The organism is Massilia sp. IC2-278 (assembly GCF_020708045.1).
In the GTDB taxonomy this organism is placed as follows: Bacteria; Pseudomonadota; Gammaproteobacteria; order Burkholderiales; family Burkholderiaceae_D; genus Telluria.
This window is the reverse complement of the sequence record NZ_JAJFES010000002.1, coordinates 44,066-56,261: the sequence shown is the minus strand read 5'-3', so window position 1 is coordinate 56,261 and position 12,196 is coordinate 44,066. Positions and strand designations below refer to the sequence as shown.

Annotated in this window: 10 protein-coding genes; 9 read left to right on the top strand and 1 reads right to left on the bottom strand. The window is 66.8% G+C overall.

What is annotated here, in order from left to right:
* Positions 1–261 precede the first annotated feature (261 nt).
* The 6 genes from LK540_RS05090 (at position 262) to LK540_RS05060 (ending at position 7,445) form a co-directional block, all read left to right on the top strand.
* Positions 262–906, top strand: a complete 645-nt coding sequence (locus LK540_RS05090) for a response regulator transcription factor (protein WP_229435971.1) — start codon at positions 262–264, stop codon at positions 904–906.
* A gap of 6 nt (positions 907–912) precedes the next feature.
* Positions 913–1,818: a hypothetical protein gene (locus LK540_RS05085; RefSeq protein WP_229435970.1), complete on the top strand. Its 906-nt coding sequence runs from the start codon at positions 913–915 to the stop codon at positions 1,816–1,818.
* Positions 1,815–3,335, top strand: coding sequence for an ATP-binding protein (locus LK540_RS05080; protein WP_229435969.1), 1,521 nt, complete (start codon positions 1,815–1,817; stop codon positions 3,333–3,335). The genes LK540_RS05085 and LK540_RS05080 overlap by 4 nt, the downstream gene beginning before the upstream one ends.
* Before the next feature lie 33 nt (positions 3,336–3,368).
* Positions 3,369–5,057 (top strand): M14 family zinc carboxypeptidase, encoded by a 1,689-nt coding sequence (locus LK540_RS05075; protein WP_229435968.1) that lies wholly within the window; start codon positions 3,369–3,371, stop codon positions 5,055–5,057.
* Positions 5,058–5,251: 194 nt separating this feature from the next.
* Positions 5,252–6,931, top strand: a complete 1,680-nt coding sequence (locus tag LK540_RS05065) for a PQQ-dependent sugar dehydrogenase (RefSeq protein WP_267498683.1) — start codon at positions 5,252–5,254, stop codon at positions 6,929–6,931.
* A 199-nt stretch (positions 6,932–7,130) separates the two neighbouring features.
* Positions 7,131–7,445, top strand: coding sequence for a hypothetical protein (locus tag LK540_RS05060; RefSeq protein WP_229435967.1), 315 nt, complete (start codon positions 7,131–7,133; stop codon positions 7,443–7,445).
* On the opposite strand, the gene LK540_RS05055 is transcribed toward LK540_RS05060, so the two are convergent.
* A complete protein-coding gene (locus LK540_RS05055) occupies positions 7,428–8,105 on the bottom strand; it encodes a hypothetical protein (RefSeq protein ID WP_229435966.1) in 678 nt (225 codons plus the stop codon). The two genes, LK540_RS05060 and LK540_RS05055, sit on opposite strands and share 18 nt — an antisense overlap.
* Positions 8,106–8,725: 620 nt before the next feature.
* On the opposite strand from LK540_RS05055, the gene LK540_RS05050 reads away from it, so the two are divergent.
* Genes LK540_RS05050 through LK540_RS05040 form a run of 3 tightly spaced genes read left to right on the top strand, consistent with a single transcriptional unit; the run spans position 8,726 to position 12,173 of the window.
* Positions 8,726–9,706: a hypothetical protein gene (locus LK540_RS05050; RefSeq protein ID WP_229435965.1), complete on the top strand. Its 981-nt coding sequence runs from the start codon at positions 8,726–8,728 to the stop codon at positions 9,704–9,706.
* A 6-nt stretch (positions 9,707–9,712) separates the two neighbouring features.
* Positions 9,713–11,272 carry a hypothetical protein gene (locus LK540_RS05045; protein WP_229435964.1) on the top strand — a complete coding sequence of 520 codons (1,560 nt, stop codon included), beginning with the start codon at positions 9,713–9,715 and terminating at the stop codon, positions 11,270–11,272.
* Complete coding sequence (locus LK540_RS05040; RefSeq protein ID WP_229435963.1) at positions 11,256–12,173, top strand: glycerophosphodiester phosphodiesterase; 918 nt, start codon at positions 11,256–11,258, stop codon at positions 12,171–12,173. Before LK540_RS05045 ends, LK540_RS05040 begins: the two co-directional genes overlap by 17 nt.
* Positions 12,174–12,196: the final 23 nt, after the last annotated feature.

Here is a 12,196-nt window from a genome sequence, read left to right as displayed (position 1 = left end):
CAAGGAAAGAATATTTGTCTGCCATCTGTTGGAACTAATATATGCCATTAAATGGCAATCAGTAAAGCGATTTGTCAGCAAGCGTGTGGCGGCGAGCCAAACCGGGGAGCAGATGGGCCATAGGGAGGAGGGAGGGCCGGCTCGCTTCGCCCCGCGTTGTATGGAATAATCAAGCTGCAGAGCGCCGTTGTTCTGCCCATTGGCAGGCGCCGCTACCACCTTCTGGCAAGCGGCCAACTGCAAACCCGAGGGAGAAACCAGGTGAAAACCAAAGCAATCCGCGTCATGCTGGCCGACGACCACCCGATCGTGATGACCGGCTTCGCCATGTCGCTGGCAGCCGAAGGCATGGAAGTGGTGGGGCAGGCGCGTACGCCGGATGAAGCGATCGGCCTGTATGCCGAGTGCAAGCCGGACGTGGTGATCCTCGACATCCGCTTCGGCACCGAACTCACCGGCCTGGACGCGGCCCAGCAGATCCTGAAGGCCGATCCGCATGCGAAGGTGGTCTTCCTCAGCCAGTTCGACCAGGACAGCCTGATCAAGGAAACCTACCGCATCGGCGCCCACGCCTTTGTCACCAAGGATTGCGACCCGGCCGACCTGGCCGCCGCCGTGCGCCAGGCGCATGCGGGCAAGCTCTACTTCCCGCCGCAGATCGCCGAGCGCCTGGCCAGCATCGCCGTGCGCGGCGACGTGTCGCCGCAGTCGCAGCTCGACGAGCGCGGCCTGGAGATCTTCAAGATGATGGCCGAGGGCCTGACGAACGCCGAGATCGCCGAGCGCCTGAACCTGTCGACCAAGACCATCAGCAATACCAGCCAGTCGATCAAGGAAAAGCTGGGCGTGGAGCGCCAGGCCCACATTACCCGCCTGGCCGTGAAGTACGGCCTGATCGAGCCCTGAGCCGCGATGCGCCGCGTCGCGCATTCCCTGCGCAGGCTGCTGGCAAGCCTGGCCGTCGGTGTGGCCACCTTCATGGCCACCTGCGCCGCCACCGCTGCGCCGCCGGATAAAACCCAGGGCTACCGCTTCGAGATCGTCACCGGCGACGACAGCGCCGTCAGCGCGCGCATTGCCGAAGACCTGTACAAGCGCCTGGTGCCGACCTTTGCCGCCTTCCGCACCGAACTGGCGCAGAACCGGCGCATGGTAACGATCGCCATCGGCCCGGATGCACTGCGCCAGGCGGTGGCGCGGCGCTGCGACTGCGTGGTGATCGCGGCGTTTACCTCGAGCCAGGTGTGGCGCTCGGTCGTCGGCGCCTTGCCGCCCGCGCGCGCCGCCCTGAACACGGCGGTGTACGCCGAGCCGGCGCCGCTCGACCAGCTGCAGCTGGCCAGCCTGCTGTACCGGCGCCCGGTGCGGGTGGCGGCCATCGTCGGCCAGGATGCGGACGTGTTCGTCCACGCCCTGCAGGGCAAGGCCGACCTCGTGCGCGCAGCCCCAGACGACGACATCGGCGAACTGCTGGGCCGGATCGGCCGCAGCGAAGCGCTGCTGGCGCTGCCGGACAGCGCGGTCTACAATCCCGAGAACGTGCGCAGCATCCTGCTGGCCACCTACCGCCGCAAGCAGGCGGTGATCGGGTTTTCGGGCGACATGGTGAAGGTGGGGGCGCTGGCCACCACCTATTCCGACATCGAGGACATCAACGCCCAGGTGGCCGAAGTGGCGGCCGCCTTTGTCGCCAGCGGCGAGCTGCCGGCACCGCAGTTCCCGCGCTACTTCCACACCACGATCAACGAAGGCGTGGCGCGTTCGCTCGACATCGTGGTCGGCAAGGACGCGCGCGCTTTCGCCAGGCCGCGGCCATGAAACTCCGGCGCATTGTCCAGCCCTGGCGCAGCTGGAGCATCGGCCTGCGCATGGCCTTCATCACCATGCTGCCGGTCGCCTTCCTGTTCACTTCCTTCCTCTGGTATTCCTGGTACGCGCACCGGGCCCAGGTGGCCGAGGAACTGGCCGAGCGCGGCCGCATCCTGGCGCGCGCGCTGGCCGAGACCAGCGAGTACAACGTCATCTCGGGCAACCTCACCGACCTGCGCCTGACCATCAACGGCCTGGTGCAGTCCGACAAAAGCATCTACCGCATCGACGTGGTCGACGCCACGGGCAAACGCGCCGTGCGCGTGACCTCCGAGAGCGCGCTCGACGCCGAGCCGCATTACTACGAAGCGCCGATCCGCAAGCAGGTGGTATGGATCAACCTGTTCACCGACAACGGCATCCCGCACGTCTCGGCCTCCAGCGACACGCGCCCGCCGACGCTGACCACCGAAGTCGTGGGCGCGGTGCGCGTGACCATGTCGCCGGCGAACATGCTGGCCAAGCAGAAGCGCCGCTTCCAGGTGGAGGTGGCGATGGCGGCGCTGGCGCTGGCGGCCAGCGGCGTGCTGGCCTGGGTGCTGGCGCGCTCGCTGATCCTGCCGCTGCGCGACGCGATCGGCGCCCTGCGCGAAATCCGCGGCGGGAACTACCGTATCGAGCTGCCGGTGACGACCGGTGGCGAGGTCGGCGAGCTGCAGGGCTCGATCGGCGAAATGTCGGTAGCGCTCGACCAGTCCAAGCAGGACCTGGAAAACAAGGTGGCGGCGCGCACGCAAGACCTGCTCGAATCGCGCAACGAGGCGCTGCGCGCCGACGCCGACAAGCGCAAACTGATCCAGAAGGTGAACAGCATCATCGAGGACGAGCGCAAGAGCATTGCGGTCGAGATCCACGACGAACTGAATGCCTCGCTGATCGCGGTGCGGCTGGAGGCGCAGAGCATCGCCACGCTGGCCGGCAGGGCCAGCACGGCACCTACCGGCGCCGAGGTCGAGGACATCCGCAACAAGGCGCAGGCCATCACCAAGCTGGCGCTCGATTTGTACGCCAACGGCCGGCGCCTGGTGCGGCGCCTGCGTCCCGAGGTGCTCGACATGCTGGGCCTGCACGGCGCCGTGGAAGAGATGCTGCGCCACTACGACAGCGGCTCCGGCTGCCGCTTCGCCTTCCACTCCGAGGGCGATTTCTCGCGCCTGGGGAACGAGCTGGCGATTTCCGCCTACCGCATCGTGCAGGAAGCGCTGTCGAACGTGATGAAGCACGCCGGCGCCAGCTTCGCCCAGGTCAGCCTGGTGCTCGACGAAGACGAGAATGTGCTGCGCATCGCCGTCGAGGACGATGGCCAGGGCTTCGAGCCGGCCCTCAGTTCCGAGGGCATCGGCATCATCGGCATGCGCGAACGCGTGTATGCGCTGCGCGGTTCGATCGAGGTGCACTCGGCGCCGCAGCGCGGCACCACCGTTGCCATCACCCTGCCACTTTCCGCCGCCAGTGCTGTATCGTAGCGGCTCGATTTTCTCTCCCTGCCGGAACCTCCCATGTCGAACGAAATGAAGACGCCCTACGAACTGGGCAACCAGAACCAGACCACCACCTGGAGCGACTGCATCGCCTGGTACGAAGCGCTGGCGCGCAGCTATCCGGGCGTGCTGCGCTTCGGCGTGATCGGCACGTCCGACGCCGGCCTGCCGATCCACGCCGGCGTGGTCAGCGCCGATGGCGTGTTCGACCGCGAGCAGATCAAGGCGGGCGGCCGTCCGGTCTTCTTCAACAACAACGGCATCCACCCGGGCGAACCCGAAGGCGTGGACGGCTGCATGGCGCTGGTGCGCGAATTCTGCACCCAGCCGGCGCGCCTGGCGGCCCTCGGCGAGACTGTGTTCATCTTCATCCCGCTGTACAACGTGGACGGCAGCATCAACCGCGCGAATACTTCGCGCGTGAACCAGGACGGCCCCGAGCAGTTCGGCTTCCGCGGCAACAGCCGCCATCTCGACCTGAACCGCGACTTCGTCAAGTGTGACACCCTGACCGCCCAGGTCTTCAACCGCTTCTTCACGTCCTGGGACCCGGACGTGATGGTCGACACCCACACCTCGAACGGCGCCGACTACAGCTACACCATGACCCTGATCCACACCCAGCCCGACAAGCTGGGCGGAGAACTCGGCGGCTTCCTGCGCGACACCATGCTGCCGGCGCTGTACGCCGACATGGGGGAGCGTGGCTGGCCGACCTGCCCGTATGTGAATCCGGTGCAGGACAGCCCGGACCACGGCATCGCCGACTTCCTGGAAACCGCGCGCTTCTCGACCGGCTATGCGGCCCTGCACCACACCATCGGTTTCATGCCCGAGACCCACATGCTGAAACCCTTCAAGGACCGCTACGAGTCGATGCGCGCCCTGGTCGAAAGCGCGCTCGACTTCACGGTGCAAAACGCCGCGCAGATCCAGGCCCTGCGCCGCGCCGCCAAGGACGCCGGGCGCACGCGCGCCGAATGGCCGATCCACTGGACCATGGACGACGCCAACCCGGGCAGCTTCCGCTTCAAGGGCTACGAAGCCAAATACAAGCCGAGCGTCCTGGGCGGCTACACACGCCTGCATTACGACCGCAACAGCCCCTGGGAACGCGACATCGCGTGGTACAACCGCTTCAACGCCGACATCACCGTGCCCGCACCAAAGGCCTACGTGATCCCGCAAGCATGGCGCGAGGCGGTCGAGCGCCTGCAGCTGAACGGCGTGAAGCTGGAGCGCGTGGAAGCCGACCGGATGGAAGAGGTGGACTGCTACCACATCGTCTCGGTCGCATCGCGCCCCAGCGCCTACGAGGGCCACATGTTCCACGACGACGTACAGCTGGAAAAGCGCCGCGCCCAGGTGCTGCTGCGCGCCGGCGATCATATCGTCCCGCTCGACCAGAACGCCGCCCGCTACATCGTCGAGACCTTGGAGCCCCTGGCCCACGACAGCTTCTTCCGCTGGGGCTTCTTCAACAGCGTGCTGGAAAAGAAGGAAGCCTATTCCGACTACGTATTCGAAGACGAAGCCGAACAGCTGCTGCGCGACGAACCCGAACTGGCATCGAAGTTCACCGAATGGAAAGCCGCAAATCCCGGCCTGCTGTCGAACCAGGAAGCCGTGCTCGACTTCATCTTCGCCAACTGCGCCAAGTACCGCGAACCCGAATGGCGCCGCTACCCGGTCTTCATGATCGCCTGAGCCTTGGCCAGAAGCAGAAGCGCCGCGTAATCCACCCGCAGCGCTTCCTTTTGACACGCGGCCTATCTTTTTCGACACGCGGCACCTCCCGTAGGGTGGGCACTCGTGCCCACGCGGATCAAACACACCGATAACAGGGCAGGCAACAGCCCCACTAACGCCTGCACACCGAACCTAAAACCGAAAACAACACCATGAGACACATCACCATCGCCACCTTCGGCCTGGCCCTGACCACCCTGGCCCACGCCGCCCCATCCCCCGGCCAGACCTTTTTCACCCAGAACTGCGCCAGCTGCCACACCGTCGACCCCAAGCTCTCCGCGCTGGCCGGCCCCGGCCTGTTCAACGTCGTCGGCCGCAAAGCCGCCGCCGTCCCCAACTTCAACTACACCGACGCCCTGACCAAGGCCGGCGCCGCCGGTAAAACCTGGACCCGCGAAGAGCTCGACGTCTTCCTGCGCGACCCGAACAAGGACGTCCCCGGCACCGCGATGCCGATCGGCGTCGCCGACCCCAAGCAGCGCGCCGCCGTCATCGCCTACCTCGCCACGCAAACCGGCCAGGCCGCGGCGCCCGTGGCCGCCGCGAGCACCAAACCCACCGACCAGGCCGGCGCCTGGACCCAGGACAAACCCGGCGACCTGCACCACATCAAGCCGACTGAGCTCATCCAGCCTTACGCCAGCGACAGCGCCGGCAACGGCCCGAAACTCGCCGCGCGTCCCGAGGGCGCCATGCCCGCCGTCCCGCCAGGCTTCACGGTCGGCATCTACGCCGACAAGCTCGGCAAGTCGCGCCTGCCGCTGCGCGCGCCGAACGGCGACATCCTCCTGTCGGAAGCCGCCAAAGGCCAGATCACGGTGCTGCGCTCGAAGGATGGCGCCAAGGCCGACACCGTCAGCGTCTACGCCACCGGTCTGTCGCGCCCCTACGGCATGGCCCTGTGGCCGGCCGACAAACCGCAATACCTGTACGTCGCCAACGTCAACTCGGTGGTGCGCTACCCCTACAGCACCGGCGACCTGAAGGCCAAGGGCGAACCCGAAACCGTGATCGAGAAGATCAGCGACACCAGCGGCGGCCACGTCACGCGCACCATCGCCTTCTCGAAAGACGGCAAGACGATGTTCCTGTCGGTCGGCTCGGCCACCAACGTGGCAGCCGGCATCGGCGCCCGGCCGCCGCAGCCGCTGGCGCAGTGGGAAGCAAAGTATGGCGTCGGCGCCGCCTGGGGCGAGGAGACCGAGCGCGCCGCCGTCCTTGCTTTTGATGCCGACGGCAAGAACCGCCGCGCCTATGCCAACGGCCTGCGCAACTGCGTCGGCATGATCGTGCACCCGACGACGGGTGAACTGTTCTGCAGCGTGAACGAGCGCGACGAACTGGGCGACAACCTGCCGCCCGACTACATCACGCGCGTGAAGCAGGGCGGCTTCTATGGCTGGCCGTGGTACTACATCGGCGCCAACGAAGACCCGCGCCTGAAAGGCATCCGCCCCGACCTGAAGAACAAGACCATCGTGCCCGACACTCTGATCCAGTCGCACTCGGCGCCGCTGGGCATGGTCGTCTACCAGGCGCCGAAGGGTGCGCAACACGCCTTCCCGAAAGAGTACGAAGGCGACATCTTCCTGGCCCTGCACGGCTCCTGGAACCGCGGCATCCGCACCGGCTACAAGGTGGTGCGCGTGTTCATGAAGAACGGCGTGCCGACCGGGCAGTACCAGGACTTCATGACCGGCATGGTGCTGAGCGACCGCGACGTGTGGGGCCGTCCGGCAGCCGTCGAGGTGGCGGCAGACGGGGCGCTGCTGGTGGTCGACGATGGCGGCGGGGTGGTATGGCGGATCGCGCCGGCGCGCGCGAACTGAGCGTATCCGGTTGCAGCGCTCGCAGGCGCCGGTAGGCATCGACCGGCGCGGCGACGCCGTGGCAGGCAGGCATGCACAGGTCCAGTACGTAGTTTCCATGTGGAAATGTTAAAATGATGCGATACACATTTTTTCGTCTCGACTTGCGTCATCGCATCTGCCGGCATCTGCCTGCCACACGATTTACCTGGAACGTAACATGTCTGTATCCCAAGGCGATTCTGCCAAATCGCGCTTTAACTTCATTCTTTGCATCGACATCGTCGTCTTAGTGTCCATCCTCGTCATCGCCGGCCGTCCTGAAGCGCTGGCGATCACGGTCAGCGCAATCATCATCTGCGTGGCCGCCCTGATCTACCGTGCCACCCTGGGCGTCAAGTCGTATGTGGCGAATGCGGCAGCCAAGGCACAATCGGCGCGCCACGCCGCCCAGCAGGCCCGGCGCATGCCTGCCGCCGCCCCGGCCGTGCCGGCCAAGCCAGGCAGCAGGTCCTGGCTACGCGACTCCGAGTAGCGGCAGGCGGCTGCGCGCAAGCGGCTGGCCATACACTTCCCGGTATAGCGTGTGCATCTCCTCGGCCAGTTCCGGGTCGCAGGTCTCGGCATCGCACACGCAGCGCCCCTCGCCATATTCGTACGCGCCCGATTCGTGCAGCCGTACGGGCGCCAGGCGCGCCGTTCCCACGCGCTGCACGTGGGCCAGCAGCGACGCCTGCCTTCCCGGTTCGATGTCATCCGCCGTGCACACCGCGACGAACAGGATGCGGACCTCGGGATTGACGGCGCGCGCCGCATTCAGGCGCCTGGCCAGCGTGTACTGGCCCACCAGGTCGATTTCTCCGCTGCGCACCGGCACCACGATCACACGCGCCGCAGCCAGCGCGCAGCGGCATTCCTCGGTATCGCGTGCACCCGCATCGACCACGATGTCGGTGAACAGCCGGCGCAGCCCGGCCAGCTTGCCGGCAACGGCGCGTGTGCCGAGGCTGCGCACATCGAGCCAGGGCCGGATGCGCGCCGCGCTGCGCGCCTCGCCCCACAAATAGCCCCCGTGCCAGAGTCCGGTCATGGCCAGGCAGACCTTGCGTCCGCTGCGCGCGCGCAGCACCGCGAGATTGCGCGCCACGATGCTGCGGTCTGCGTTGGCGTGCTGGTTGACGATGGCGATGATCATGCTTGCCTCTGCTGGAGTCGGGATGCAGGTCAGCTTATCGGGAGGGCGGTAAAAAGACTGAAAAGGGTGGGCACGCGGGCGTAAAAGCCGGGTCAACGAGCAGGCGGAAGCGGCTAGCCGCAGCACCGCATATGCAGCGTGCGTAAGCCGATTTATGCAGGGGAGGTAGTGCTTGACATGCATCAATTGCGATGCGATGTTGCCATGGCTGTTGAGTTAAAAATGTCACATTTTTGGCTCGACGGGCATTCGACTGTTGATTCTTTTTGGAGACAAATATGAACAGGAAGTTGGCAACGCTGCTGTTTGCAATTGGTCTGGGTGCTTCGGGTGGCTCTGCGCTGGCGTTTGGCCCGTTCGAGCCTACGTGTGATCAGCAATGCTTCAAGCTTTTCCAGGCTTGCAAGGCTTCAGGCGTCCCTGTTGGCGAGTGCCAGGGCGACTTTTCAGCTTGCAGGGACCGTTGCGGCATCTGATCGCATGCACCCAGCCGCGCTTGCCAAGGCGGGCAGCGGCATGATTGTCCAGGCACATCGCTGCCAAAGTGACAATGCGTGAGTTTTCCAGGCGGCATCGCAAGGCATAATGCGCGGTCAAGCGCATGTTGCACTGCGGGACCGTTGGAACCACCGCTTCGACCGGTGTTCTCCGGCATCTACCCGTGCCTACTTTCGGAGAACACCATCAATCCGCTCATTCGTCTCGAACACCTGCCGCGCGCGCCGCTCCTGGCTGCCTCCGTGCTGGCCGTCTCCCTGCTTGCCGCCGGCTGCGCGGTGCAGCCGAACAACCGTGGCGGCGTGCTGATCGGCCTGGATACGGCGGAGCTCTTCGGCAAGCAGCTGGGCGGCTTCCGCCTGGCCGACGGCACCCTCGGGTCGCTGCGCCACGATCCCTCGACCGGCGCCTTTTCGGTGAAGATCGGCAGCTACCGCGTGGTGCCGCTGCCGAATGCGGTGGGAGCGCGCATCGCCATGGTGGCGCAGGTGGAGTCGCGCCTGGTGGTGATCGTCGAGACCCAGGAACGCAACTGCAACTACAAGTACACGCTGATGGCCATCGAAGGCACCGATGTGCTGCAGTGGGGCTTCGGGAATTGCCAGGACCGCCCCCAGGCCACGCTGGACGAGGATGGCCGCGCGATCTACATCGACTTCCCCGAGTACAACAGCCTGAAGCGCTACAGCTACATGGACCAGCGCCTGTATTCGGGCCGCGCGCCGGCGCCGGCGGGCGTGAACCTGGCGGCGCGTCCCTTCGCCGACGAGAACCTGCGTCCGGCCTTTCCGATGCCGCCGGTGCGCGGCGACGGCCGTCCCGGCAGCATGTCCGGCACTGCGCCCGGCCTCGCTGCGCCGAACCGTCCGGGCATTGCCGGCAGCGGCGGCCGGGTGATCCCGGCGCCGCCGCAGCGCGCCGCCCTGGCCGGTACCAAGGCGCCGGCGCCGCGCGATGCGCCGGCACCGCGCGATAACGGGCGCGATACCGCGGCCGCACGCGACACCACGCCGCAGCGCAAGCGCAGCGACGAGCTGCCGCGCGGGCGTCTCACTATTCCGGACGAGGAAATCAAGCCGGTCCGCATCGACCTGAGGAAGTAAGCCACGATGCGCACCCAACAACTCAAGCAACTGGTCTTCCTGATCCTGCTGACCCTGGTCTATTTGTGTTTCGAGCTCGGTTTCAATGCGCGCCTGCTCGACGTGGTGGGCGGGAATGCGGGCCCGCACGACGTCGAGCGCCTGGAAGTGTTCGGCCGCACCCTGTCGGGCGTGGCCGCGGCGCTGGTGCTGCTGCAGGTGCTGCTGCGCCGGCGCCTGCACAGTCCGAGCAAGCGTCCTTCGCTGCTGCGCATCGCGGTCGGTTGCCTGCTGGTGGCCGGCGCCGTGTTCGTGACGATCAAGGTCTTCGTCGACGTGCTGGTCGCCACGCGCGACGCCGAGTTCCGGCGCGTGGCCTACAACACCATCCTGCTGCAACGCTCGCTCGTGAACGGCCAGGCCGAACTCGATGGCCTGGTCGACGACAAGCTGCTGTTCGCCCAGCCCGAAGGCAAGGCTTTCCTGGCGCTGTTCCCCTTCCTGGCCCTGTCCAACCAGCGCCTCGACGAGCGCATGAAGGGCACCAAGGACCAGGTGATCGGCAACATCGTGCGCAGCTCGAAGACCGGCCAGCAGTACTACGAGGACTATCTCGAAGCGATCAAACGCACCCACACCAGCTGGCAGAAATATGCGCGCATCCCCTCGGCCTCGAACGACGACCTGCAGCGCGAGCAGGACAAGGCGTGGAACGATTACGTCGATTCGCTGCGCAAGCATAACTGGACGCCGTACACGGTACCCGGCTACCGGCACGCGGCCGTGGTAAAGAAGGTGCGGCAGAAGGTGCCGGTGAGTGCGCGCTGGGACCCGTCCGACGAAGTGGCCTTCCGCGACGCCGTCGAGCAGCGCTACCGCAAGTCGACCAGCGGCATCACAGTCGGGCGCGACCGCATTCCGCCCGGCCTGTCGTTTGCGCAATTCGTGGCGCGGCCGGGTGTGCAGGCGCAGCTGCGCGAGGCGCTGGCGCTGCCGCCCGGTGCGGCGGTGGCGCACGACTACGGCAGCGCGGCCGAATTCAAGCGCCTGTACGAGGCAATGGTGGGCAAGGCGGTGCGCGACAGGCGCGCCAGCTACGACTCGGACGCGGCGCAGTTCGAATACGGCGCGCGCCTGTTCAAGGACGGCAACGAGGCCGCGCGCGCCGCCATCGTGCCGCCGGTGGCGCTGGCCTTTTCGCTGCTGGGCGCGATCGGCCACTTCTCGAAGCTGCTGTACTTGATCGCCACGCTGGTGCTGCTGCTGCGCGCGCCCGGCCAGGACACCCTCAGCCGCCGCGCCGGCTGGACCGCCATGACGGTGCTGATGGCCGTGTTCATCGGCGTCTGGAGCGTGCTGTCGCTGGTCGACAACCGCGTCACGCGCAGCCCGCTGTTTACCCAGATGCTGGAGCAATCGCGCGCGGCGGAAGAAGGCGATACCGGCTGGACCCGTGCGCGCAAGACCCTGGTGGCCAACGTCACCCACGTGGTGGCGGTGGGTCAGGGCTACAGCTATCCGCTCAACGAAGCGATCCGCGTCAATCTCTTGCAGGACCTGAACTATGGCTATGAACCCACACCGTAAGTCCGCGCCGGCGGCATTGCTGCCGGCCGCGCTATTGTCCGCGCTGCTGGCCGCCGCGCCCGTGCAGGCGGCCTGCCTCGGCATGCAGATCCATTCGCACCGCGGGAACGGCCAGGCGCCGGAGAATTCGCTGGGTGCGCTGCGCGCCGCCTATGCCGGCGGCTTCGACGGCGTCGAGACCGACCTGCAAATGCTGGGCGACCGCGAATGGGTGGTGCACCACGACCAGGCCACCGGCCGCGTGGTGCGCACCGCGGCGCCGGTGCCGGTGAACAGCCTGCGCAGCGCCGACTGGCGTGCGGCGCGCATGACGCTGCGCGGCGTGCCGACGGGCGAGGCGCCGCCTTTCGCCAGCGACCTGGCGCAACTGGCGTCCAGCTACCCGCAGGGCACGCTGAACGCCGAGATCAAGACGGTGGCGGCCTGCCAAGACGTGGGCGCGCTGGTACAGCAGCTGCGCGGCGAAGTCGGGCACGGCAACTGGTTCCTGACCTCGCCGGTCGAGGGCAACCTGCGCTGCGCGCGCCAGGCCGACCGCGAAGGGTATCTCGGACTGATCGTGCTCGATCCGCGCAATGCCCAGGCGCTGGGCAATACGCGCGCCACGCGTTTCGTCGCCAGCCACGCCCAGGCGCCGCGCCTGGACCGCAACTGGCTGGGCAATCTGCAGGGGCGGGTGGGGGCGCCGGTGGGCGTGCACGTCGATGCGCGCACGCTGGAGGCGAACCGCAATTTGCTGCTTGATGCAGCGGCGCTGGCCATGCCGGTGTTCGTGTATGCGGTGGAGGGAGATAGCGCGCTGGCATCCGCCTTGCAGAAGGCGCGCCGGGCCACGGGGATGTGGCCGAGCGGGGCGATTATCGATGGTAACGCCGAGGCCTTCTGCGCGAAGCTGCGATGACGTTTGCAGGGTGGACGGTTGTG